At 71.3% G+C, this 24,591-nt stretch carries 21 protein-coding genes; 8 read left to right on the forward strand and 13 right to left on the reverse strand.

Annotated elements, in window-relative coordinates:
- Nucleotides 1-38: 38 nt before the first annotated feature.
- Nucleotides 39-1,475, reverse strand: coding sequence for an ATP-binding protein (locus ACFYWM_RS29960; protein ID WP_389920219.1), 1,437 nt, complete (start codon nt 1,473-1,475; stop codon nt 39-41).
- Nucleotides 1,476-1,516: 41 nt separating this feature from the next.
- Nucleotides 1,517-1,732 (reverse strand): hypothetical protein, encoded by a 216-nt coding sequence (locus ACFYWM_RS29965; RefSeq protein WP_389920222.1) that lies wholly within the window; start codon nt 1,730-1,732, stop codon nt 1,517-1,519.
- Between the two features lie 2 nt (nt 1,733-1,734).
- Between ACFYWM_RS29965 and ACFYWM_RS29970 the strand changes: the two genes are divergently transcribed.
- Together ACFYWM_RS29970 and ACFYWM_RS29975 are read left to right on the forward strand one after the other, a co-directional pair.
- Entirely contained in the window at nt 1,735-2,691 is a 957-nt protein-coding gene (locus ACFYWM_RS29970) for a LysR family transcriptional regulator (protein WP_389920225.1), read from the forward strand.
- Between the two features lie 78 nt (nt 2,692-2,769).
- Nucleotides 2,770-3,420: an MOSC domain-containing protein gene (locus ACFYWM_RS29975; protein WP_389920228.1), complete on the forward strand. Its 651-nt coding sequence runs from the start codon at nt 2,770-2,772 to the stop codon at nt 3,418-3,420.
- Between the two features lie 108 nt (nt 3,421-3,528).
- Here ACFYWM_RS29975 and ACFYWM_RS29980 read toward each other — a convergent pair whose 3' ends face one another.
- The 8 genes from ACFYWM_RS29980 to ACFYWM_RS30015 form a co-directional block, all read right to left on the reverse strand.
- Nucleotides 3,529-3,963 (reverse strand): DUF5980 family protein, encoded by a 435-nt coding sequence (locus ACFYWM_RS29980; RefSeq protein WP_389920230.1) that lies wholly within the window; start codon nt 3,961-3,963, stop codon nt 3,529-3,531.
- 149 nt (nt 3,964-4,112) lie between these two features.
- Complete coding sequence (locus ACFYWM_RS29985) at nt 4,113-5,327, reverse strand: VWA domain-containing protein (RefSeq protein WP_389920233.1); 1,215 nt, start codon at nt 5,325-5,327, stop codon at nt 4,113-4,115.
- Nucleotides 5,328-5,329: 2 nt separating this feature from the next.
- Nucleotides 5,330-6,088, reverse strand: coding sequence for an SRPBCC family protein (locus tag ACFYWM_RS29990; RefSeq protein ID WP_389920234.1), 759 nt, complete (start codon nt 6,086-6,088; stop codon nt 5,330-5,332).
- Entirely contained in the window at nt 6,078-7,016 is a 939-nt protein-coding gene (locus ACFYWM_RS29995) for an AAA family ATPase (protein ID WP_389920237.1), read from the reverse strand. Before ACFYWM_RS29995 ends, ACFYWM_RS29990 begins: the two co-directional genes overlap by 11 nt.
- Before the next feature lie 67 nt (nt 7,017-7,083).
- Nucleotides 7,084-8,226 (reverse strand): XdhC family protein, encoded by a 1,143-nt coding sequence (locus ACFYWM_RS30000; protein ID WP_389920239.1) that lies wholly within the window; start codon nt 8,224-8,226, stop codon nt 7,084-7,086.
- Nucleotides 8,227-8,266: 40 nt separating this feature from the next.
- Nucleotides 8,267-10,660, reverse strand: a complete 2,394-nt coding sequence (locus ACFYWM_RS30005) for an aerobic carbon-monoxide dehydrogenase large subunit (RefSeq protein WP_389920242.1) — start codon at nt 10,658-10,660, stop codon at nt 8,267-8,269.
- Complete coding sequence (locus tag ACFYWM_RS30010) at nt 10,657-11,202, reverse strand: (2Fe-2S)-binding protein (RefSeq protein ID WP_389920245.1); 546 nt, start codon at nt 11,200-11,202, stop codon at nt 10,657-10,659. The genes ACFYWM_RS30005 and ACFYWM_RS30010 overlap by 4 nt, the downstream gene beginning before the upstream one ends.
- Nucleotide 11,203: 1 nt before the next feature.
- Nucleotides 11,204-12,079, reverse strand: a complete 876-nt coding sequence (locus ACFYWM_RS30015) for an FAD binding domain-containing protein (RefSeq protein WP_389920247.1) — start codon at nt 12,077-12,079, stop codon at nt 11,204-11,206.
- Nucleotides 12,080-12,515: 436 nt separating this feature from the next.
- Between ACFYWM_RS30015 and ACFYWM_RS30020 the strand changes: the two genes are divergently transcribed.
- The 4 genes from ACFYWM_RS30020 to ACFYWM_RS30035 all read left to right on the forward strand — a co-directional run bounded on the left by ACFYWM_RS30020 (nt 12,516) and on the right by ACFYWM_RS30035 (nt 17,242).
- On the forward strand, nt 12,516-14,024 hold the full coding sequence (locus ACFYWM_RS30020) for an alpha-N-arabinofuranosidase (RefSeq protein WP_389920249.1): 1,509 nt from the start codon (nt 12,516-12,518) through the stop codon (nt 14,022-14,024).
- A 91-nt stretch (nt 14,025-14,115) separates the two neighbouring features.
- Entirely contained in the window at nt 14,116-15,495 is a 1,380-nt protein-coding gene (locus ACFYWM_RS30025) for an extracellular solute-binding protein (RefSeq protein WP_389920251.1), read from the forward strand.
- Complete coding sequence (locus tag ACFYWM_RS30030) at nt 15,492-16,412, forward strand: carbohydrate ABC transporter permease (protein WP_389920254.1); 921 nt, start codon at nt 15,492-15,494, stop codon at nt 16,410-16,412. The genes ACFYWM_RS30025 and ACFYWM_RS30030 overlap by 4 nt, the downstream gene beginning before the upstream one ends.
- Nucleotides 16,409-17,242, forward strand: coding sequence for a carbohydrate ABC transporter permease (locus ACFYWM_RS30035; RefSeq protein WP_389920256.1), 834 nt, complete (start codon nt 16,409-16,411; stop codon nt 17,240-17,242). The genes ACFYWM_RS30030 and ACFYWM_RS30035 overlap by 4 nt, the downstream gene beginning before the upstream one ends.
- 55 nt (nt 17,243-17,297) lie before the next feature.
- Here ACFYWM_RS30035 and ACFYWM_RS30040 read toward each other — a convergent pair whose 3' ends face one another.
- The 3 genes from ACFYWM_RS30040 to ACFYWM_RS30050 are packed head-to-tail and all read right to left on the reverse strand — an operon-like array spanning nt 17,298 to nt 20,541.
- Nucleotides 17,298-18,257 (reverse strand): carbohydrate ABC transporter permease, encoded by a 960-nt coding sequence (locus ACFYWM_RS30040; protein WP_389920259.1) that lies wholly within the window; start codon nt 18,255-18,257, stop codon nt 17,298-17,300.
- Nucleotides 18,258-18,259: 2 nt separating this feature from the next.
- Entirely contained in the window at nt 18,260-19,186 is a 927-nt protein-coding gene (locus ACFYWM_RS30045; protein WP_389920262.1) for a carbohydrate ABC transporter permease, read from the reverse strand.
- Nucleotides 19,183-20,541, reverse strand: a complete 1,359-nt coding sequence (locus ACFYWM_RS30050) for an extracellular solute-binding protein (protein WP_389920264.1) — start codon at nt 20,539-20,541, stop codon at nt 19,183-19,185. The genes ACFYWM_RS30045 and ACFYWM_RS30050 overlap by 4 nt, the downstream gene beginning before the upstream one ends.
- A gap of 357 nt (nt 20,542-20,898) precedes the next feature.
- Here ACFYWM_RS30050 and ACFYWM_RS30055 point away from each other — a divergent pair, with 357 nt between their 5' ends.
- Both ACFYWM_RS30055 and ACFYWM_RS30060 read left to right on the forward strand, forming a co-directional pair.
- Nucleotides 20,899-23,364, forward strand: a complete 2,466-nt coding sequence (locus ACFYWM_RS30055; protein ID WP_389920267.1) for a glycoside hydrolase family 3 N-terminal domain-containing protein — start codon at nt 20,899-20,901, stop codon at nt 23,362-23,364.
- Nucleotides 23,348-24,397: a LacI family DNA-binding transcriptional regulator gene (locus ACFYWM_RS30060; protein ID WP_389920270.1), complete on the forward strand. Its 1,050-nt coding sequence runs from the start codon at nt 23,348-23,350 to the stop codon at nt 24,395-24,397. Before ACFYWM_RS30055 ends, ACFYWM_RS30060 begins: the two co-directional genes overlap by 17 nt.
- The last annotated feature ends 194 nt before the right edge of the window (nt 24,398-24,591 follow it).

Genomic DNA, 24,591 nt, shown 5'->3' on the forward strand with positions numbered 1-24,591 from the left:
GGGCCTCGTCCAGCGTACGAGCGGAGCCGGCGATGGCCTCAGTGCCGCCAGGCCGCCAGCAGGTCTTCCGGTGTCCAGGCCGCGGCCAGTGGGAGCCCCGGTTCGAATCCCGCTCTGGAGACCGCCACCTTCGGCGTGTCGGCGGTCACGCCGGGGACGGCGGCGGAGCCCTGCACCAGGGCGTCGTAGTCGTGGCGGTCGAAGGGGCGCGCGTCGAGCCACTTGATCGATCCGACGAAGTGGATCCGGCTCGCCACAGGTTCCCGGTCGACGCCCACGAGGTCGATCTCGGGATTGTTCTGGCGGTTCCACCACCCGCCCACGACCTCGGTGTCCGGCCATTCGTCGTCCGGAAGCATCCTGGCCAGGCAGTCGCGCACGAGCGGCTCCACCGCGCGGCCTCGCCAGGTCGTCCACGAACGCTCGATCCGCCGCAGTGCCAGATCCGGACGGCCGCGCTCGCTGTCGGCGATGGCCCGCCGCAGGAACGCGAGCCAGAACCGAAGGTAGTGGTCGGCCACCCGGTACCGCTTGTTCTTGGTGTCGGGCCTCTCGGAGAGGGGGAGGTCGGCCGCCACCACCCGTTTGGCGACCAGGTTCGTGAGGATCGGCGCCAGGGTGCCGGACGGCAACGGCGTCGCTCCTCCCACGTTGGCGGCGATCGCGCCGAAGGTGCGCTCTCCTGCCCCGATGGTCTCCAGCACGGCCCGGGCATGGGTCGCCGACGGGAACTCGCCGAGCAGGGACAACTCCCCGGAGGCGAGCAGGGCGGACAGCGGGCTGGCGAGGCTGTCGCGCAGGAAGTCGACCCTGGACAGACCTCGCTCCCACGAGCGGACCACTTCGGGAAAGCCTCCGGTGATGAGGAGCGCGTCCACGGCGTCGGCGGCGGGCAGCCCCGTCATGTCGGCGACGTCATGAAGGTCGAGGGGCTTCAACGTCATGCGAGCGGCCCGGCCGAAGAACGGGCGGCCGTAGTCCTGCAGGGACTCCATCACCGACAGGTCGCTTCCGACCAGGATCAACAGGATCGGCCGGGTGGACAGATGCCTGTCCCAGATCGTCTGCAGGGCCCCCTCGAACTCCCCGTCCTGCTCGATCAGCCAGGGGACCTCGTCGAGGACGACGACGCACGGGCTCTCGTCGCCCGCGGCCAGTGCCAGCGACCGCAGCGCGTGGTTCCAGTCCTGTGGCACCGTCCCCTGGACGAGCTCGCCACCCGCGAGCCCGGAGCAGGCGACGGCCTCGGCGAAGTCGCTCCGCTCCGCTGCGGGGCCGCGCCCCCTGGTCGCCTGGAAGACGACGTACGGCAGGCCGGAGCGATCGCAGAACTCCTGCACCAGGCGGGACTTGCCCACCCGCCTGCGGCCGGTGACGATCACCGCCCGGCCTCGTGTCCCTCCCTTCCCCTCCCGCACGAGCCGCAACTGCGCGCCCAGCTGGTCAAGGTCGAAGGACCTGCCCGCAAACTTCATCGATTCCACCTTAGTAATATCGAGTATTACTAAGATTCAATCTACATTATCGAGCGTCGATCCAAGTCGATCGTCGCATCGGGAGCAGCGGTCGTCTGCCGGGGCTGCGCGTCGGTGCCTTGGCGGGAGACCGTGAAGCGTTGGTCGGCGACGTACGCGAACGGCGGGCCGGGTCCGCCGCTGGATCCGGCTTTCCGGCGTTCGTTCTTCTCGAAGCCATCACTGTCGACCGGGAGTTCGGTGCAGTAGCGTTCCACGCGTGACACCGACCCAGCTGCGCGCGTTCGTCGCCGTGGTGCGGCTCGGTTCGGTCAAGGAGGCGGCGGTCGAGCTCGGCGTGTCGGAGGCCGCCGTCTCGTTGCACATCGGCCAGTTGCGCAAGGAGTTCGACGACCGGTTGTTCACGCGGACCGCGTCCGGGCTCGCCTTCACCCCCGGCGGCCTGCGGCTCGCGAGCCGTGCGGCGGAGATGCTCAGCCTGCAGGAGCGCACGATCGTCGAGGTGAGCCAGGCGAGCCGCGGCCGTCGGCTGCTGCGCGTCGCCGCGTCGAGCCTGTTCGCCGAGTACGCGGCACCCGGCCTGATCGGGCTGTTCGCCGGCCGGGCCGCCGACCTCGACGTGGAGCTGAGCGTGCACGACCCCCGGAAGTTCGGCGCCCTGCTGCGCTCGCGGGCGGTGGACGTGGCGATCGGGCCCCGGGCGGGGACCCCGGACGAGTCGCTGACGTGCCGGCCCTTTCTCAACTACCAGGTGATCGTCGTGTCCGGCCCGGACCACCCGCTCGCCAACCTCGACGCCGGGCCCCACCAGCTGCGTGAGGAGACGTGGCTGCTCGGCCCGTCGGCGGCGGCGGACGTCGGCGTGATTCCCGCGCTGCTGCGCCGCGTCAACGTCCCCGAGGAGCACCAGCAGATCTTCCAGAGCCACGCCGCGGCGCTGGAGGAGGTCAAGCGCGGCAACGGCGTGGCGCCGACGGTCTCCTTCGCGGTGGCGCAGGACCTGGCCAACGGCCATCTCGTCCGCGTCGCCGGGCGGGCCCTGCGGTTCGACGGGGTGTGGGCCGCGTTGAGCCCGGCCGAACGCGACGCGTCGTCGGCGGCGGCCGAACTCGTCCGGTTCGTCACCAACCCGCGTGCCACGCAGGCCATGCTGCGCGGTCCGGGCGTCAATGTCGGCCGGTTCCGGCCCTCCGTCCACGTCACCCTCTGGAGCTAGCGGGCGGTGTCCGGTGGCAGGAAGGTGGTAGGAAAACGTGTCGCCCGGGGACGGGCGGCGGAACGTACCGTCGCCGTTATGAAGCTGCTCTCCGTCAACATCGGCCACCCTCGCCCCAACCCGTGGAAAGGGCTGCCCTCGACGGGCATCGACAAGCGGCCCGTCGACGGCCCGGTCGCCGTCACCGACCCCGGCCCCAAGGGCACCGGCGCGGTCGGCCTCGCCGGTGACCGGGCCCACGACGTGAAGCACCACGGCGGCTCCGACCAGGCCGTCCTCGCCCATGCTCGCGAGGACCTCGACGAGTGGGAGTCCGAACTCGGCAGGCCGCTCGCGAACGGGCTCTTCGGGGAGAACCTCACCACCCTGGGGGTGGACGTCAACGGCGCCCTGATCGGTGAGCGGTGGCGGATCGGGCCGGACGTCGTCCTGGAGGTGTCGTGCGCGCGTCTGCCGTGCGCGACGTTCGAGGGCCGGCTGGAGCGTGACGGCTGGATCAAGCAATTCACGCGGGCCGCCCGGCCGGGCGCGTACCTCCGGGTGATCGAACCCGGTGAGATCCGCGCCGCCGACCCGATCGTGATCGTGCACCGGCCCGCCCACGACGTCACCGTCGAGCTCTTCTTCCGGGCGATGACGCTGGAACCGCAGCTGTTGCCGCGGCTGCTGGCCGCCGACGCGCTGCCGGAGGAGAGCAGGGAACGGGTCCGGCGGCGTACCACCGCGTAGGTGCCGGTCGCGGGGGTCACCCGCGCGAGCGAGACGGGGAAGTCCGGCGCCGGCGTTCGAGGACGGCGCCGGACGCCCCCGCGACTCATGACCAGGCGGAAGGAACGATTAGTAGCAGCTCTGCTTCACGTTGATGGTGACGGGGACGGACTGGGTCTCCGCGTGGTCCGAGGCCGTCAGCAGCGGGGTGTACACCCCGACCGGGAGTGACGGGATCGATATCTGGACGAAGCCGTTCACCGTCGTCGCCCCGTTACCGGGGTTGGGGTAGTTGGATCCGGGCGGGATCGTCGTGCCGCCCGCGCTGGTCACACCGGGGGGCAGGTTCCGCAGCTCGATCTGGACGGGCGTCGACCAGCTTCCGACGACCGGGGCGAGGAAGTACGTGCCGGGGTGGCCGCCGTTCGAGTGGACGCAGATCTGCTGGCCGGAGGCGCGCAGTTCCCACGTCGCCGCCGAGGCCGGTGTCGTGCCGGGCAGCGCGAGCGCCAGCCCGGCCGTCGCGCCGAGTGCCAGCCTGGCGGCACGGTGGATCTTATTCACGGTTGCCTCCCTGATGCCTGTGCTTCGGACGCCTGCACTTGCTTACATCGTCAATTATTGACAGTTAAAGGATCTATGGCAAGTTTCTGTTTGATTTCGAAACTTTCGTGTTCCGCATGTCGGCACGCTGATCGTTTCCGGGCTAGGCGCTAGCGGAGACGCGGGATCTCGGCGATCACACGTCGCAGGGACCGGAAGGTGTCCGCCGGCAGCAGCCGGTCGCAGTACGGGAGGGCGGCGGCCATGGCGGCGACGCGTGGTTCGAAGCCCGGGGCGGACGCTCTCGGGTTCATCCAGATCACGCGGTGCGCGCGCCGTCGCAGGCGTGCCATCGCGGTCGCCAGGGCCTCCGGCGGGTCGCTGTCCCAGCCGTCCGAGCCGATGATCACGATGGCGCCCCGGAGCGTTCCCCCGTGGTGGGAGGAGAGCAGCGCCCGCACGTTGGTCGCTATCCGCGTCCCGCCGAACCGGTCGGTGACCTTGTCCGTGGCCCGCTCGACGGCGACGGCCGCCGACTTGTGGGTCAGGACCGTGGTCAGCCGGGTCAGCGACGTCGCGAAGGCGAACACCTCCGCGTCGGCGGCGAGCGCCAGGGCGCGCATCAGGTGGAAGTAGGCCTGCGCCTGCGCCTGCATGGACTGGCTGACGTCACAGAGCATGACGACGCGTCGCGGCTTGTCGACCGCCCGCTCGCGCACCAGGTGCAGCGGCTCCCAGCCGGTCCGGCGAGAGCGCCGTACGGTGGCCCGCACCGCGACGCGGTGGCCCCGGGGGTCCGCCGCGAGCCGCCTGCTCCTCCTGGTGGGCCAGTCGGCCACGGCCGAACGCAGCCACGTGCCGAGCAGGTCCATCTCCCGGGCGTCGAGATGCTCGAAGGGCACCTCCGCCAGCCCGGAGACGTCGTTCGGCAGGCGCTCGGGCACGGCCGGAGGGCTGTCCGAGGCCTCGGCGTCGGCGACCACCGGGGGGAGCGTCACCCAGGGCAGCGCGTTCTCCTCCCGCAGGTCCGTGGAGTTCGCGGGCAGGGAGGCGAAGGCGTCGCCCTCCCGGCCGCCGGTGGTGGTCCGGGGCCGGTGGCGCGCGTGCGGGTCGAGTGCCAGCGCCATACTGCCGAACACCGCCGCGAACACCGCGTCGAACACGTCGATCTCCGAGCGTTGCCGTACGAGGGTGATGCGGGCGGTCCAGTACAGCATCGGCAGCGAGCCCGGAGGGGACACCCCCAGCGCCCGGACGAAGTTCTCGACGGCGGTGAAGCCGACCGGCACGCCACGCTGCCGAAGCCGGGCCGCGAGCGCGACGGCGAACGCCGCGCGGTCGACGGCCGGCAACAGCGCCGGCGGGACGGGGTGGTCGCCGGACATCCTTACGAGACGACGAGGTAGACGACGACGGCGGCGGCGAGGATCAGGACGACGACGACCGGAAGCGCGCGCTTGTAGATCGATCCCCTGGCGATGCCCACCACGTCCAGCGGTTCGGCGTCGGCCTCGGAGACGATGACGCGCCTGCCCGGGGGCGCGGCCTCGTCCGTCGCCGGGGGCGGCGCGTCGGCCGTCTCCCGGGGTGTCGTGCCGGTTCCGGCCGTTTCCCGAGGTGCCTCGCCGGTGTTGCCGGTCCCGGCTGGAGCCTCGGGGGCTGCTTCGGGGGAAGCGGCGGCCGCGGCCGGAGGCCCGGGGACGCCGCCGGTGAGCTTTCCTTCGAGGCAGTCCACGAACTGGCCGAGCAGCTTCCCGGAGACCTCCTTGATCATTCCGCCGCCGAACTGGGCGATCTTGCCGGAGATCTTCAGGTCCGTGTCGACGGTGACGACGGTACGCGTGCCGTCGGCCCGCAGCCGCGCGGTGACGAGCGCCGAGGCGTTGCCCGCCCCTCGCGAGTCACGGCCCCTGGCGTCGATGACCGCGCGATGCTCCGCGTCGTCCTTCTCGACGAACCTGGCCGTGCCGGCGTACTCGGAGACGACGGGGCCCACCTTGATCCTCACCTTGCCGGAGTAGACGTCGCCGTCCACGCCGGTCAGCTGGGCGCCCGGCATGCAGGGGGCGATGCCCTCCAGATCGGTGAGCACCGCCCACGCCTGGTCGATCGGAACGCCGACGGTGAACTCGTTGTCAATCCTCATGGGCTCTCCCTGTGCTGTCGGATCCCCGAGCCGTTGATCCGGTGGTCGCACCGGGGGCGTGGCCCACCTGGCCGAGCGCGCCGGTGATCGCGTCGCGGTCGTCCGGTGTCTTCGCGATGCTGCTCAGCGTCCGGACGACGTCCTCCCGGACCAGTTCGGTCGCGCCGAGCGCGGACAGCGCGGAGACCCAGTCGATCGTCTCCGCCATGCCGGGCGCCTTGTCGAGGTCGAACCGGCGTACGTGGCCGACGAACTCGGTGGCCGAGCGGATCAGCGTCTCGTTGGCGGCGGGCACCGAACGGCGCAGGATCTCCGCGACCCGTTCGGGCGAGGGGAAGTCGATCCAGTGGTACAGGCAGCGCCGCCGGAGAGCGTCGTGCAGGTCCCTGCTGCGGTTGGAGGTCAGGACGACGATCGGCGGGCGCTTCGCCGTGAACGTGCCGAGCTCCGGGATCGTGATGGAGGACTCGCCGAGGAACTCGAACAGCAGGGCCTCGAACTCGTCGTCGGCGCGGTCGATCTCGTCGATCAGCAGCACCGGGGGCACCGGCCCGCTGTGCCGGACGGCCCGCAGGATCGGGCGTTCCTGCAGGAACTCCTCGCTGAACAGGTCGGCGTCGGTCAGGCTGTCCCGCCGCGACTCGGCCAGCCGGATGGCGAGCAGCTGCCGCTGGTAGTTCCACTCGTAGAGCGCCTCGCCCGCCGTCAGCCCCTCGTAGCACTGCAGCCGGATCAACGGCGTGACCAGGGCACGGGCCAGGGCCTTGGCCGCGGTGGTCTTGCCGACGCCGGGCTCGCCCTCCAGCAGCAGGGGCCGGCCGAGGGTCAGCGCGAAGAACAGTGCCGAGGCGGTGCCCTCGTCGACCAGGTAGTCCATCTCGTCCAGACGCCGCCGGACCTCGTCGGCGTCGGCGAAGGCCGGGGTCACGACGTGGCCCCGCTGCGGATCCGGTGCCGGCCCGGGTCCAGGACGCGGCTCCGGTACGGGGCGCGGGTCACGGCGTGGCCTCGGTGCCGGTACGTGGTGGTCGTCCCTTCTCCGCGTGACGACGGCGGCATCCCGGGCAGCAGAACCACACGTCCTCGCCGTCGACGGTCAGGTGAGGCGTGTCAGGGGAGACGGTCACGGTCATGCCGCAGACCGGGTCGACGGCTCGCACGCTCGGACCCTCCCCTGGCCCGTCGCGCGGAGGGCTGGAAGCGGCCGGTCCACTGTCCGGCGGGCCGGGAGCGGCGAGTCTGCTGTCCAGGGCGTCGGGCCCGCTGTCCGGGGCGTCGGACGGGGCGGGTGCGACGGGTCCGCCGCCCTGTGCGGCGGGAGTGGCCGGTTCGTTGTCCGGCAGGTCCGGAGTGGTGGATCCACCGGTGGTCGAGGGGGGAGGTGCCGGGGTCGGTCCCCGGGTGCGGATCGCGGCGATGATCTCCGCCAGGATCGACAGGGCGATCTCGTGCGCGGTGCGGGCCCCGATCGGGAGCCCGGCCGGCGAACGGATCCGCCCGCGTTCGGCCTCGGTCAGGTCCATCTCCGCCAGCACCGCCGTACCGCGCCGGTGGCTGGCGACCAGGCCGACGTACCCGACCCCGGCGTCCAGCGCGGCGCGGATCGCGGGGATCTCGTCGCGTCCGTGGCCGCACACCACGACCGCGGTGGCGCCCACCGGCCCTTGATCGTCAACCGGGCCCTGGCCTCCGACTGGGCCCTGATCGCTCCTCGACCCCTGCCCGTCCGACGCCCGCCGTACGGCGAGGTCCAGGGGTGCGGCCAGCTCGGCCAGCGCCTCGGCGATCGGCGAGCGGCCGGCGATCCAGAGCACCGGCGGCGGGAGCAGCGGCCGGAGGAAGATCTCCAGCGCGCCGCCGGACAGGCAGGGGTTCACCACGACCTGGGCGCCGGGGGACTCGGGGAAGTCCAGCTCGCCCTCCGGCAGCACGCGCAGCAGCACGGACCGGCCGTCCTGGAGCGCGCCGAGCGCCGCCGTGCGCACGGAGCTCTCGGCGCACCGGCCGCCGACGAAGCCCTCGATGGAGCCGTCGGGCAGGACGATCGCGTCGTCACCGGCGTTGACCGCCGTCGGGAAGTGGGCGCGGACCACGACCGCGTGGACGAACGGGACGCGGTCGGCGACCAGTTCCCTCATTCGCGTCGAGATGCCGGAAAGCATGAACGCTCCGATTCGGTCAGATCGGTGGCCGGGGCACGCCGCGCATGGCGTCCCACACCCGCGAGGGGGTGAGCGGCATGTCGGCGTGTCGGACGCCGAACGGCTTGAGCGCGTCGACGACCGCGTTGACGATCGCCGGCGGCGAACCGACCGTCGCCGACTCGCCGACGCCCTTGGCGCCGATCGGGTGGTGCGGCGAGGGGGTGACGGTGAACCCCGTCTCCCAGTCGGGGACCTCCAGCGAGGTCGGGAGGAGGTAGTCCATGAGCGACCCGCCCAGGCAGTTGCCGTCCTCGTCGAAGGCGATCATCTCCATCAGGGCCATGCCGACGCCGTCGGTGAGGCCGCCGTGCACCTGGCCTTCGATGATCATCGGGTTGATCCGGGTGCCGCAGTCGTCCACCGCGATGAACCGCCGCACCTTGACCTCGGCGGTGCCCGGGTCGATGTCGACGACGCAGATGTAGGCGCCGTGCGGGTAGGTCAGGTTCTCCGGGTTGTAGCAGATCTGCGCCTCCAGCCCGCCCTCGACACCCTCGGGCAGGTCGCCCGCGCCGTGCGCCCGCATCGCGATGTCCTGGATCGTGACGGACTTCGACGGGTCGCCCTTGACGTGGAACGCCCCCTTCTGCCACTCCAGGTCGGCGACGGAGACCTCCAGCATCCCCGAGGCGATGAGGCGCGCCTTGTCGCGCACCTTGCGCGCCACCAGGGCCGCGGCGGCTCCGGACACCGGGGTGGACCGGCTGCCGTAGGTGCCGAGGCCGAACGGCGTCTGGTCGGTGTCGCCGTGGACGACGTCGATGTCGGCGGGTGGGATGCCGATCTCCTCGGCGACGATCTGCGCGAACGTGGTCTCGTGCCCCTGCCCCTGGCTCTGCACCGACAGGCGCACGACGGCCTTGCCGGTCGGGTGGACGCGCAGCTCGCACCCGTCGGCCATGCCCAGCCCCAGGATGTCCATGTCCTTGCGCGGGCCCGCGCCGACCGCCTCGGTGAAGAAGGAGACGCCGATCCCCATCAGCTCGCCCCGGGCCCGCCTCTCGGCCTGCTCGGCGCGCAGCTCGTCGTAACCGGCGATCTCCATGGCCTTGCGCATGGTCGGCTCGTAGTCGCCCGAGTCGTAGATCCAGCCGGTCTTGGTCCGGTACGGGAACTGCTCGGGCTGGATGAAGTTCTTGACGCGCAGCTCGACCGGGTCCATCCCGAGCTCGTACGCCAGGCAGTCGACCAGGCGCTCGATGAGGTACACGGCCTCGGTGATCCGGAACGAGCAGGCGTAGGCGACGCCGCCGGGCGCCTTGTTCGTGTGGACGGCCGTCATCTTGCAGTAGGCCGCCTGGAGGTCGTAGCTGCCGGTGAACACGCCGAAGAAGCCGGCCGGGTACTTCACCGGCGCCGCGACGCCGTTGAAGGCGCCGTGGTCGGCGAGCACGTTGGTGCGGACGGCGAGGATCCTCCCGTCCCTGGTCGCCGCTATCTCGCCGCGCATGATGTAGTCGCGGGCGAAGCCGGTACTGACGAGGTTCTCCGAGCGGTCCTCCACCCACTTCACCGGCTTGCCGGTGACGATCGACCCCACGATGGAGCAGACGTAGCCGGGGTAGATCGGGACCTTGCCGCCGAAGCCGCCGCCGATGTCCGGCGCGATGATCCGGATCTTGTGTTCGGGCAGGCCGGCGACGATGGCGTACAGCGTGCGGTGGGCGTGCGGTGCCTGGGTCGTGGACCACAGGGTCAGCCTGCCGTCGATCCGGTCGTAGTCGGCGACGGATCCGCAGGTCTCCATCGGCGCGGGGTGCACGCGGGGGTACACGATGTCCTGGGTGACGGCGACGTCGGCCGCCGCGAACACCGCCTCGGTGGCCGCCTCGTCGCCGGTCTCCCAGTCGAAGACGTGGTTGTTCTCCTTGCCGTCCAGGTCGTCGCGGATCACGGGCGCGCCGGGGTCGAGGGCCCTGCGGACGTCGACGACCGGTTCGAGGACGTCGTACTCGACGTCGATCAGCTCCAGGGCGTCGCGGGCCGCGTAGCGGTCCTCCGCCACGACGAAGGCGACCTCCTGCCCCTGGAAGCGGACCTTGTCCGTCGCCAGCACGGCCTGCACGTCGCCGGAGAGGGTCGGCATCCAGGCCAGTCCCAGCTCGGCCAGGGCGGCTCCGGTGACGACGGCCTTCACCTTCGGGTGCGCCTCGGCCGCGCTGGTGTCGATGCTCACGATCCGGGCGTGCGCGACGGGGGAGCGGAGGATCGCCAGGTGCAGCATGCCCGGCAGCCGCACGTCGTCGCAGTATCGGCCCCTGCCCCGGATGAACCGGGGGTCCTCCTTGCGGAGCATCCGGCCGTGGCCGACCGGCTTCTGGTCGTTGTTCTCGAACTCGGCGGACGGCCGCTGGTCGACGGTGGTCATGACGCGGTCCCGGTGGTGACGGCCGCCGGCGAGTCCGCCTGGTCGGCGGCCTCGTGAGCGGCTTCCCGGGTGGTTTTCCGGGTGGCCTCGTGGACGGCGGCCCACCGTACGGAGCGGACGATGGTCGCGTAGCCGGTGCAGCGGCAGATCTGGCCGGAGATCGCCTCGCGGATCTCCCGCTCGGAGGGGTCGGGGTTGCGGTCGAGCAGGGCCCGCGCGGTCATCATCATGCCGGGCGTGCAGAACCCGCACTGCAGGCCGTGACACTCCATGAACCCCCGCTGTACCGGGTCGAGCTCGCCGTCCCGTTCGAGGTCCTCCACCGTGCGCACCTCGTGGCCGCCGGCCGACGCGGCGAGCACGGTGCACGACTTGACGGGCTCGCCGTCGAGCCACACCACGCAGGTGCCGCAGTTGCTCGTGTCGCAGCCCCAGTGGGTGCCCGTCAGCCCGAGGTGGTCACGCAGGAAGTGGACCAGGAGCAGGCGGCCCTCGATCTCCCCGGTGACCTCCTCGCCGTTGACGGTCATGGAAACCTGCACGTCAGATCCTCTCGTCGATCCGGGCGACGGACCGGCGCAGGGCCCGTCTGGTGAGTTCCCCGGCGAGGTGGCGCTTGTAGTCGGCGCTGCCGCGCATGTCGGTGACCGGGTCGCAGCTCTCCGCGGCGAGGGCACCGGCCCGCTCGTAGAGGTCCTCGGACGGCCGCCTCCCGCGCAGCGCCTCGGAGACCGCGGGCAGTCCCGTCGTGTTCGGGCCCACCGCGGCGAGGCCGACCCGGGCGTCGGCGATCACCTCGCCGTCCAGCCACACGGCCGCGCCCGCGGACACGATCGCCCAGTCGCCCGCGCGGCGCTCGACCTTCTCGTAGGCGCTGGACCCGTTCGGCCGGACCGGGACGCGGATCTCGACCAGCATCTCGCCGTCCCCGACCGCCGTCTCGTACGGGCCGCGATGGAACTCCTCCATCGTCACGACCCGCTCGCCGGTCCGGTTGCGGATCACGCAGCTCGCCCCGAGGGTGGTGCACACGGCCGACAGGTCCTCCGACGGGTCGGCCTGGCACAGCGAGCCGCCCAGGGTGCCGCGGTTGCGGACGACGGGGTCGGCGATGACCCGTTCGGCGTCGCGGAAGATGGGGAACGCCCCGGCGAGCGCGTCCGACTCCAGCAGCTCGCGGTGGCGGGTCATCGCACCGATGCGGACCCGGGAGGGTTCCACCCGGATGTAGCCCAGCTCGCCGTGCAGGTCGTTGATGTCGATCAGGTACTCCGGGTTGGCCAGCCGGAGCTTCATCATCGGGAGCAGGCTGTGGCCGCCCGCGAGGAGGCGGGCCGAGCTCCCCAGCCGCTCCAGCAGCCCGAGAGCGTGGTCGACACTGGTGGCACGCTCGTATTCCAGCGGGGCCGGGACCTGCATGCGACACCCCTTCGTCCGGTGCTTGGCAGCTCAGTGGACCCCCGGCCGGTGACACTGTCAACAGCCACCTAAGGAATTCCTTAATCAGCCCGGAAACGCTCATCCGCGCCGGAACGCGAAAGCAGCGGGCCCGGTTCCGGTCACGTCGCGTGTTCGCGGTCGTGGGGGCAGGTCGGGGTTCGCGCGGATGAAAGCGACAGGTCGTACGTCATGTGCGATGAGCAGGGAATCCGTCGCCGTTACCGTTTCGTGATTTGACTCTCTCTATGGGAGCGTTAACACTCACGCCAAGTAGCGGTTGGCCTTTGGTGATGTTAACGCTAACAACTCAGCCCGCCCAATCCCCGGCAACCCACGAGCCCGTTCCCCCCGGTAATCCAAGAGCCTGGCGATCTCGCGCCGGAAGCCCGCGCGGGTCGCACCTGAGGAGACCTTCGTGCTGTCCGCGCACCTCACGCTCGACCCCGCGTTCACGGTGGCCCCCGTCCGCCGGCGCACCTTCGGTACATTCGTCGAACACCTCGGCCGGTGCGTCTACACCGGCCTCTACGAACCCGGCCACCCCACCGCGGACGAGGAGGGCTTCCGTCGCGACGTGCTGGAGCTCACCCGCGAGCTGGGCGTCACCACGGTCCGCTACCCCGGCGGGAACTTCGTGTCCGGACACCGCTGGGAGGACGGCGTCGGCCCCCGGGCCGGGCGGCCCCGGCGGCTCGACCTGGCCTGGCACAGCACGGAGACCAACGAGTTCGGCCTGAACGAGTTCGTCGCCTGGACGCGCGAGGCCGGGGTGGAGCCGATGATGGCCGTCAACCTCGGCACCCGGGGCATCGCCGAGGCGCTGGACCTGCTGGAGTACTGCAACATCGAGTCCGGGACCCACCTGTCTGACCTGCGGATCGCCCACGGCGCGAAGAAGCCGCACGACGTGCGGATGTGGTGCCTGGGCAACGAGATGGACGGCCCGTGGCAGATCGGCCACAAAACCGCCCGCGAGTACGGGCGGCTCGCCGCCGGGACCGCCCGCGCGATGCGCATGATCGACCCGGACCTGGAACTCGTGGCCTGCGGGAGCTCCCATTCGAGCATGCCGACCTTCGGCGCGTGGGAGGCCACGGTGCTGGAGGAGACCTACGACGTGGTGGACCTCATCTCCTGCCACGCCTACTACGAGGAGCACGACGGCGACCTGGTGAGCTTCCTCGCCTCGGCGGCGGACATGGACCACTTCGTCGACGCGGTGGTGGCGACGGCCGACAGCGTGGGCGCCCGCCTCAGGAGCAAGAAGAAGATCAACATCTCGTTCGACGAGTGGAACGTCTGGTACCTGTCACGCTTCCAGAACGCCGAACCGCCGCGCGACTGGCCGGTGGCCCCGCCGCTGCTGGAGGACCACTACCACCTGGCCGACGCGGTGACCTTCGGCGGGCTGCTGATCTCGCTGCTGCGGCACAGCGACCGGGTGACGTCCGCCTGCCTGGCCCAGCTGGTCAACGTCATCGCCCCCATCATGACCGAGCCGGGCGGCAGGGCCTGGAGGCAGACCACCTTCCACCCCTTCGCCCAGGCCTCCCGGTACGCGAGGGGCCAGGTGCTGCGGGTCGAGCCCGACTCGCCGACGCACGAGACCGCGAGGTTCGGGGAGGTCACCGCGCTCGACGCCGTCGCCACCCACGACGAGGAGAGCGGCGCCACCACGCTGTTCGCCGTCAACCGCTCGGCCGACCGGCCGCTCACCCTCACCGCCGACCTGCGCGCCCTCGGCCCGGTGGGGCTCGCGGGGGCCACGGTGCTGTCCGGTCCCGACCCCTACGCCCGCAACACCGCCGACGCCCCGGACACGGTGGCCCCCCGTACGAACGCCGAGGCCCGCCTCGACGGCGGGACCCTGCGGGTCACGCTGCCCGCCGTCTCGTGGAACGTGATCCGTCTCATCCGCCCGTAGCCCCGCCCGGTCCCACTCCCCGCAGCCCCCCGCAAACACCCGCAGACCCCCGGAGACACTCAAAGACTTCCGCAGACGCCTGGAGGCAGCAGTGGACGACGTTCCAGCGACCCCACCCCGCACTCCGCCGACCCCGCCGACCTCGTCGGTCCCGTCCCGGATCACCCGCAGGAACCTGCTGGGCGGCGCCCTCGCCCTCGGCCTCCTCGGCTCCGGATGCTCCCTCCCGGTGGACCTGGGCTCCGCCCGGACCCGCATCAGGTACTGGCACTTCCTCGGCGCGAGCGACGGCGTCATCATGAACGAGATGGTCGGCGCGTTCGCCAGGGAGAACCCCGGCCTGTTCGTCGAGGAGAACGTCCTCGAATGGGGCGAGGCCTTCTACACCAAGGTCGCGATGGCGGGAGCCGGGGGCCGTTCCCCCGATCTCGCGACCTTCCACCTCGCCAGGCTGCCCGGCATCGGTCCCGGCCTGATCCTGGACCCGATCAACCTCGACCTGCTCGCCGAGAACGGCCTGCGGCCCGAGGACTTCAGCCCTCCCATCTGGGAACGCGCCCACGTCGACGGGGTCCTGTACGCGGTGCCGTTCGACGCCCACCCCATGGTCCAGTACTACAACACCGACGTCTGCGGCCGGGCCGGACTGCTCGGCGGCGACGGCAAGCTGCTGGCGACCAAGGGGCCCGACCAGCTGCTGGAGTCGCTGCGCAAGGCCAGGGACGCCCTCGGCGGCAAGCCCCCGCTGGCCTTCGACGCGCTCGGCCTCGGGACGGTGGGGCCGTGGCGGGTGTGGTGGTCGCTGTACCCCCAGAGCGGAGGCACCCTCCTGTCGGACGACGGCGCCACGATCACGATCGACGACGCCAAGGCGCTGGAGGCGCTCTCCTTCATGCGCACGCTGGGCACGGAGGGACTGTGCGACCCCACCACCGACTACGCGTCCTCGGTCGCCGCCTTCCAGAGCGGGGACACGGCCTTCCTGTGGAACGGCGACTGGGAGACCACGACGTTCAAGCTGGCGAGGACGCCGTTCAGCATGGCGCGCTTCCCCTCGGTCTTCGGCGGAGCCTCGGCCCAGGCCGACTGCCACGTCTTCGTCGTGCCCCACCAGCGCGACCGCGACCCGCGGATCGAGCGGGAGACCTACCGGTTCATCGCCTACCTGGTCAAGAACAGCGCCGACTGGGCGGTGGCCGGTCACGTCCCCGCCTACCTCCCCGCGCTGCGGGAGCCGGACTACCTGTCGCTGAGCCCGCAGTCGGAGTACCGCTCGGTCATCACCGAGGTGGCGCTCGACCCGCAGGTGTGGTTCACCGGGTCGGCGTCGAGGCTGTGGATCGAGTTCGGTGAGGCGTTCTCCCCGGTGATCGCCGGAACGCGCACGCCCGAGGAGGGCCTGGCCCTGGCCAAGGCCGCGCTGCGCGGGCTGATGGAGGCCCCCAACCCCTTCCCCGAGGAGCCCCGATGACGACCACCGTCGCAGCCCCCGCCACCGCCTCGCCGGCCGCGGAGACCGGGGTGGTACGCCGCTGGACCCAGCACGGGCTGCTGTTCGTCGTGCCCTTCCTCGTGGTCTACGTGGCCTTCCTGGTCTGGCCGCTGCTGCTGGGCCTGAGGATGAGCCTCACCGGTGTCAACATCGCCGGGACCAGCGACGGGTTCGTCGGCTTCGCGAACTACACCGAGGCGTTCGCCGATCCCCGGATGTGGCGCTCGCTGTGGAACACCGTGCGGTTCACCGTGCTGAGCACCGTGCCCCTGGTCGTCCTGGGACTGGTGTTCGCCCTGCTGGTGCACAACCTGCGCTTCGTGCGCTGGCTGTGGCGGCTGTCGTTCTTCGCGCCGTTCCTGCTGCCCTCCGCGGTGGTCTCGCTGCTGTGGCAGCAGATGGTCTACCAGCCCGACTTCGGCCTGCTGAACGGGACATTCGGGACCGACATCCTCTGGCTGGGCGATCCGGGCCTGGCGATGTGGTCGGTCGTGATGACCACCGTCTGGTGGACGGTCGGATTCAACTTCCTGCTCTATCTGGCCGCGCTGCAGAGCATTCCCGAGCAGCTCTACGAGGCCGCCTCGATCGACGGCGCCTCGGCCTGGGACAAGCTGCGCTCGATCACGCTGCCGCTGCTCCGCCGCACCACCGGCCTCATCGTGGTGCTGCAGCTGCTCGCCTCGCTGAAGGTCTTCGACCAGATCTACCTGATGACCGGCGGGGGCCCGGAGAACTCCACCCGCCCGATCATCGAGTACGCGTACGACATCGGCTTCATGGGATACCGCGTCGGCTACGCCTCGGCCGTCTCCTACATCCTCTTCATCCTGATCGTCGCCGTCTCCCTGGTGCAGCTGCGGCTGTTCCGCAAGCGCGAGGAGTCTCTCCGATGACAAAGCGGTTCGGCCCCGGCCAGCTGGTCCTGCTCGCCGTCACCGGGGCGCTCGCCGTGGTCTGGCTCGCGCCCCTCGCCTGGGCCGTCGCCACCTCCCTCAAGCCCGAGGCAGACACCAACCAGGTCCCGCTGCGATGGGTCGGCAGCGAGGTCACCCTCGACGCCTACGGCCTGGTCCTGGGCACCGGCGGCATCGTCAAGTGGGCGATCAACTCCACCGTCACCGCGGTCGTCGTGACGCTCATGACCGTGCTGTTCTCGGCGATGGCGGCGTACGGCTTCGCGCGCACCCGCTTCCGGGGGCGGCGGGTGCTGCTCGCCGCGATCCTCGCGGGGATCATGGTCCCCCCGCAGGTGCTGATCGCCCCGCTGTTCGCCGAGATGGTCGCGCTGGGGCTGGTCGACACCTGGTGGGGCGTCATCCTGCCGCAGGTCGCCGCGCCCGTCATCGTGTACATCCTCTACAAGTTCTTCCAGGCCGTGCCGCCGGAGCTGGAACAGGCCGCGTTCGTCGACGGGGCCGGGCGCTGGCGGGTGTTCTTCACCATCGTGCTCCCGCTCTCGCGCCCGGTGCTCGCCGCGGTGGCGATCTTCACGTTCATCACGACCTGGAACAACTTCCTCTGGCCGTTCCTGGTCTCCACCGACCCGAACACGATGACCCTGCCGGTGGGGCTGGCCAACGTCGTGCAGGGCACCTTCGGCGTGCGCTACGCGCAGATCATGGCCTCGGTGGTCCTGGCCGGCCTGCCGCTGCTCGTCGTCTTCGTGCTCTTCCAGCGCCAGATCATCCGCGGCGTCGCCCACACCGGCCTGGCCGGGCAGTGACGGACCCGCCGCCCGGCTCGCCGGGCGGCGGAACGCCGTCACATGTCGGAACCGGTCACTTGCCGAAACCGGCCGTCAGGCCGCTGAGCAGCTGGCGGCGGCCGACCACGTACAGGAGCAGGATGGGCAGCGTGGTCAGCACGACGGAGGCGAGCACGGCCGGGACGTTCACGCTGTACTGCCCCTGGAAGGTCCACAGCGCGAGCGGCAGCGTGCGCTTGTCGGGGCTCTGGGTGAGGATCAGCGGCAGCAGGAACCCGTTCCAGATCGTCAGCGCGTTGTAGATCGTCACCGTCACCACGGCCGGCATGGTGAGCGGCAGGGCCAGGCGCCAGAGCGTCGCCAGCTCGCCCGCGCCGTCCAGCCGCATCGACTCGAACAGCTCCTTGGGCACGTCACGGATGAAGTTGGCCAGGACCAGCACCGACAGCGGGATCGCGAAGGCGATGGACGGCAGGATGAGCGCCGACAGCGAGTCGTAGAGGCTCAGCCGGATGATGATCAGGTAGATCGGGATGATGGTCGCCTGCAGCGGGATGGCCAGCCCCATGAGGAAGAGCGCGTTCACCCAGCGCAGGAAGCGGTGGCCGCCGCCCCGGACGATCGCGTACGCCGCCATGAAGGAGACCGCGACCGACGGCACGACCGCGCCGACGGTCACGATGAGGCTGTTGAGGAAGTACAGCGGGAAGTCGGACTCGACGACCATCCGGTAGTTGCCGAGGGTCGGCTCGGTGGGCGGCGCCAGCGGGTTGGTGGCGTAGTAGCTGCTCTGCTCCTTGAAGCTGGTGATGACGATCCAGTAGACCGGCACGATCACGATCAGCAGCCACAGCCAGCTCACGGTCCCGCCGAGCCAGTTGGGGCGCTCGCCGAGCGCCCGCGTCCGCTGCCCGTCGCCCGCCCGTGGCCGGCGGCGGTGCCCGCGCGGTCCCGGTCCGAGCGTCTCGGTCCGCCCGGGCCCCGTCGTCTTGGATCCCGTGGTCTTGGGGCCCGTCGTCCAGGTCATGCCCATGGTCAGGCCCCTTCCATCTGGCTGGCGTTGGCGTCGCGGCCGCCGAGCCGGCGCAGGAGCAACGCGAGGGCGAGGCCCACGAGGACGAGGATGACGGCGATGGCGCTGGCCGGTCCCATGAGGTTGGCCTGGAACCCGCGCTTGTACATGTCCAGGGCGAGGACCCGGGTGGCGTCGCCGGGACCGCCCGCGGTGAGCACGAAGATCAGGTCGAAGAAGGTCAGCGACCCGACGACCATCAGGGTGGAGGACGTGATGATCGTGTACTTGAGCTGCGGCAGCGTGATGCTGAAGAACTTGCGGACGCGGCCCGCGCCGTCTATCTCCGCGGCCTCGTACATGGAGCGCGGGATCTGCCGTACGCCGCCCTGGTAGATCAGCGAGTGGAAGGGGACGAACTGCCACGACACCACGAAGATCACGACACCGAAGGCGAGGACGGGCTCGCCGAGCCAGTCCTGCACGAGCAGGTCGATGCCCAGCCCGGCGCCGAGCCCGAAGTTCGGGTCGAGCAGCGCCTTGTAGGCGATCGCGATGGCGGCCTGGCTGAGCAGCAGCGGGATGAAGTACAGCACCGCCAGCACCGCGCGGTAGCGCTGCCGTCCGGCCAGGAACACCCCGATCAGGATGCTGATCGGCGTCTGGACCGCCCAGGAGGCGACCATCACCAGCAGCGTTATCCACAGCGCGTGCAGGAGGCCGGGGTCGGCGAGCACGGCCCGCCAGCTGGTGAACCCGGACATCTGGATCTCGCCGAGTCCGTCCCAGGACGTGAAGCTGAGAAACAGGACCCCGACCAGCGGAACGACCCCGAAGGCGACGAAGATCACCAGGGCCGGCACGGCCAGCCAGGGCAGGAGGCGGCTGTGCGCCCTCCGCCTGGTGGCCGGCGGCCTCCCTGTCCGGGAGGGGGTGGCGAGCGCGCTCAACTGCCGATGACCGCGTTCATGTTGGACACGAACTGCTCCGGCGTGATCGACAGCTGGAACAGCTTGGAGATGTTGTCGAGCAGCACCTCGGCCGCGGTGGGGCTGAGCGCCTGGTCCCAGGACTGGGCGAAGGACTTGGCGTTGCTGGCGATGCCGTAGACGAACTTCAGGAAGTCCTCGTCCTTGGCGCCGGCGAACGCGCTCTCGGCGCCGTTGACGATCGGCACCGCGCCGATGCCCGCCCACTCCTTGACGTCGTCCTCGTTGAGCACGGCGGTCGCGAAGAACTTCTTGGCGATCTCCTTCTGCTCGGGGGTCGCCTTGGAGGAGATCGACAGGTACTGGCCGGGGTTGCCGACGGTGTTGCCGGGGTCGCCCTTGCCGCCCTCGACCGGCGGGAAGTTCATGTAGCCGAGGTGGCCGCCGGAGACGAAGTCGCCGCCGTCGGTCGACATGCTGCCGTACGTCCAGCCGCCGTGCAGCATCATCGCGGCCTTGCCGGTGTAGAGCAGGGCCTGGTCGGCGTTGGAGTCGGCGGTGATCGAGGAGAAGCCCTTGATGAACCCGTCCGCCTTGACGAGTTCCTGGATCTTGGTCAGGGCATCGATGGCGGCGGGGTGGGACCAGGCGTCCTTCTTGGCGTCGAACACGGCCTGGAACACCTCGGGGCCGCCGATGCGGTCGAAGAGGAACTCCAGCCACATCATGTTCGTCCAGCGGGACTGGCCGCCGAGGGAGAACGGGGCGATGCCGGCGGCGTTGAACTTGGGGACCAGGGCCATGATGTCGCCCCACGACTCCGGGGGCTTCACTCCGACCTGATCGAAGACCTTCTTGTTGTAGAACAGGACGATGGGCTGCATGTTCTCGGCCGGCATCGCGTAGATCTTGCCGTCGATCGTGGCCGCCCCGAAGGAGGAGGCGAACAGCCGGTCCTTTATGGCGGGGTTCTGCTCGAACCACGGGGTGAGGTCCTCCACCTGCCCCGCCTGCACGTACGTGCGCAGGGTGCCGCCTCCCCAGCCCCAGATGATGGTGGGCGCCTGGCCCGCCCCGATCGCCGTCTTGATCTTCGTCTTGTACGCGTCGTTCTGCATGGCCGTGAACTCGATCTGCGTGCTGGGGTTGGCCTTGTTGAACCGCTCCACGGCCCTGGTGCGCACCCCCTCCTGCGGCTGGACCGACAGGAACCAGTAGCTGGCCTTGCTCGCGGCGTTCCCGCCGCTTCCGGCGCTCGCGCCGCCGCCCGCCGGGGCGGGGCCGGACGTGCCGCCGCAGGCCGCCAGCGCGGCGCTCAGGGGGATGCCCATGGACAGGGCGAGGAAGGTGCGGCGGGATGGTGTCGTTGACTCCACGCTGATCTCCGTATGTCGAGTGCCGGGGCGGGGCTGAGCGGGAACTTCAGGTGAAACATCGGTGACGGTGGCCGTCGGTCGTGGATCGGCACCTCCGCTGCCGGGCGTCCGTCCCCCCGAGCCCAGCATGTCGAAACATTTCCGAAACAGGCCGCGTGGCACGTCAATTTAGATTTCTACTACCGGCCTGTCAAGGGGTGATCCCATCTCGGCATGAGCTTGGTATGCGAAGGAATCAAGGCGCTCCCATCTGGGACTTTCCTGGTCACCTCGGGTACGCCAGGATGTGGGCAGGACTACCGCAACTCGTCGAAATATTTCGAAGAGTTGCCGGAGCGATCTTCTTGAGGAGAGCAGATGACGGCGCTAGATGGGACCTCCGCGGCGGACCGGATCCACCGGCCGTGGCAGGACCCGGCACTCCCCGTGGCCGAGCGGGTCGACGCCCTGCTCGCGGAGATGACCCTGGAGGAGAAGGTCGGCCAGCTCGGCAGCCGGTGGCTCGGCAACACCATGGGCACCGACCAGGCGGATCAGGTGGGGGAGCCGGGGGAGGGGGCCGAGGGCACGGCGAACGTGGCCCCGCTGCAGGACCTCTTCGCGGCCTCGGGGACGGTGCCGTTCGAGGAGGCGGTCCGCCACGGGCTCGGCCACCTGACACGTGTCTTCGGCAGCGCCCCGGTGACCGCGGCGGAGGGCGCCGCGGAGGTGGCGCGCCTGCAGTCGGAGGTGGTCAAGCACTCCCGGCTCGGCGTCCCCGCGCTGGTCCACGAGGAGTGCCTGACCGGTTTCACCACCTACGGCGCGACCGTCTACCCGGCGGCCATCGCCTGGGGCGCGACGTTCGACCCCGACCTGGTGGAGCGGATGGCCGCCGCCATCGGGCGGGACATGCGCGCGGTGGGCGTCCACCAGGGCCTGTCGCCGGTGCTGGACGTGGTGCGCGACTACCGCTGGGGCCGGGTCGAGGAGACCATGGGCGAGGACCCGTACCTCGTCGCGACGCTCGGCGCGGCCTACGTGCGCGGCCTGGAGGGCGCCGGGGTCATCGCCACGCTCAAGCACTTCGCCGGCTACTCCGCCTCCCGGGCGGCCCGCAACCACGGCCCGGTGCCGATGGGCCGGCGCGAGCTGATGGACATGATCCTGCCGCCGTTCGAGGCCGCCATCGTCGAGGGCGGCGCGCGCTCGGTGATGAACTCCTACTGCGACCTGGACGGCGTCCCCGCCGCGGCCGACGCGTGGCTGCTCACCGACCTGCTGCGCGACGAGTGGGGCTTCACCGGGACGGTCGTGTCGGACTACTGGGCGATCCCGTTCCTGGCGACGATGCACCGGGTCGCCGCCGACGCAGAGGAGGCCGGGGCGCGGGCGCTGGCCGCGGGCGTCGACGTCGAGTTGCCCGACACGCTCGGCTTCGGCCCGCACCTCACCGGGCGGGTGCGCCGGGGCGAGCTGCCGGAGTCCCTCGTCGACCGGGCCGCCCGGCGCCTGCTCACGCAGAAGGTGGAACTCGGGCTGCTGGACCCGGACTGGACACCGGAGAGGTCGGTGGCCGGGGCGGGGGCCGTGGACCTCGACTCCCCGGCCAACCGGGCACTGGCCAGGGAGGTGGCCGAACGGTCGATCGTGCTGCTCGACGCGGGCACCACGCTGCCGCTGCTCGGCGAGGGGCGTCCGGAGCCGCGCAGGGTGGCCGTGGTCGGCCCCTGCGCCGACGACCCGCGCACGTTCATGGGCTGCTACGCCTTCCCCAACCACGTGCTGCCCCGCCACCCGGGGCTCGGGCTCGGCGTGGCCGCGCCCAGCCTGCTCGACGCGCTGCGGGCCGAGCTGCCCGGCGCCGAGGTGGTCCACGAGCCGGGCTGCGAGGTGCGGGGCGACGACCGCTCCGGCTTCGCCGCCGCGCTGCGGGCGGCCCGGGAGGCCGACGTGTGCGTGGCCGTCGTCGGCGACCTGGCGGGGATGTTCGGGCTGGGCACCTCGGGCGAGGGCTGCGACGCCGAGGACCTGCGGCTGCCCGGCGCGCAGGAGGACCTGCTCACCGAGCTCGCCGCCACCGGCACGCCGGTCGTGGTGGTCGTCGTCTCCGGCCGCCCGTACGCGCTGGGCGAGGTGTCCAGGGCGGCCGCCGCGCTCGTCCAGTCGTTCATGCCGGGGGAGGAGGGCGGGGCGGCCGTCGCCGGGGTCCTGTCAGGGCGGGTGCAGCCCGGCGGGAAGCTGCCGGTGCAGATCCCGCGCGGCCCCGGCGGGCAGCCGGGCACCTACCTGCAGCCGCCGCTGGGGACCGACAGCGAGGGCATCAGCAACCTCGACCCGACCCCGCTGTTCCCGTTCGGGCACGGCGCCTCGTACACCTCCTTCACGATCGACTCCCTGAGGATCGGCGACGCCGAGGTGCCCACCGACGGGGAGTTCACCGTGTCGGCGCGGGTGCGCAACACCGGGGGACGGGCGGGCGAGGAGGTCGTCCAGCTCTACCTGCACGACGTGGTCGCCCAGGTGACCCGGCCGGTGCTGCAGCTCACCGGGTTCGCCCGGGTCCCCCTGGAGCCCGGCGCGAGCGCCGTGGTGACCTTCACCGTGCCCGCGGACCTGACCGCGTTCACCGGGCGTGACCTGCGGCGCGTCGTCGAACCGGGGGAGGTCGAGGTGTTCGTGGGCGCGTCGGCGTCCGACCTGCCCTGCCGGGGCCGCATACGATTGACCGGCCCGCTGCGTCACGTCGGCGTGGGGCGGCGACTGGTCACCCGCGTGGACGTGGAACCGGCACCGGGCTCTTTCGCCGAACAGCAGGGAGGAACAGATGCCGGCCAGTCCTAGACGGGCCACGCTGGCCACGGTCGCGGCCTCGGCGGGCGTGTCGATCGCGACCGTGTCGAAGGTGCTCAACGGCCGGGGTGACGTCTCTCCGGTGACCCGCTCCCTGGTGGAGTCGCTGCTGGAGCAGCACGACTACGTCGCGCCACCGCAGCGCCGCCGGGGCGACCGGGACGACGCGACCGTGCCGGCCACGATCGAGGTGGAGCTCGACGCCGACCTCAACCCCTACTCCACCGAGATCGTCCAGGGCGCGGTGCGCGCCGGGGCCGAGCTCGACGCGGCGATCGTGGTGAGCATCCGCACGACCGCCGACCGCGGCGGGGCCTGGGCCCGCGGCCTGGCCACGGCCGGGCGGCGGGCCGTGATCGCCATCACCAGCGACCTGACCGCCGGGCAGCTCGCCGCCCTGTCGCGCGCCCGCCTGCCGCTGGTCGTGATCGACCCGCTGAACCTGCCGCAGACCAGGGGCGTCACCAGCGTCGGCTCGACGAACTTCGCCGGGGGCCTGGCCGCGACGCAGCACCTGCTCGCGCTCGGCCACCGCCGGATCGCCTACCTCGGCGGCCCGGCCACCGCCGCCTGCGAGCAGGCCCGGCTGCACGGCTACCGCGCCGCGATGGAGGCCGCGGGCACGCGGATCCCCCCGGAGTACGTGAGGGAGGGGCACTTCCAGTACCAGGAGGGGGTGACGGGCGGCGCGGCCCTGTTCGACCTGCCCGAGGTCCCCACGGCGATCTTCACCGGCTGCGACGACATCGCGCTCGGCGTGCTGGAGGCGGCCAGGGCGCGGGGGCTGCGCGTGCCCGAGGACCTCAGCATCGTCGGCTTCGACGACACCCAGGTCGCCCGGATGGCCTCGCCCCCGCTGACGACCGTCCGCCAGCCGCTGCGGGAGATGGGCGGCGTCGCGGTGCGCACGGCCATGCGCCTGGCGGCGGGCGAGCGGGTCGACTCCCATCACGTCGAACTCGCCACCGAGCTGGTCGTACGTGGCTCCACGGCCCCGCCCGAGGGCTTCACCGGTCTCGCCTGACCCGGAGGCCCCGCCGGTCACGGCTGATCCGAGCGGGGTTCCGCCGGTCAAGGCCGACCCGTGTTTAAGGGTTCCGCCGGTCATGGCTGACTCGAATGCGGGCTTCTCGCCGGTTATCGCCGGTCCGCGTCTGAAGGCTTCGCCGGCTACGAGGTGGCGCGCACGGCGGGAAACGACGCGTGCCGTGCCCCCGT

The organism is Streptosporangium sp. NPDC002721 (genome assembly GCF_042888905.1).
Classification (GTDB): Bacteria; Actinomycetota; Actinomycetes; order Streptosporangiales; family Streptosporangiaceae; genus Streptosporangium.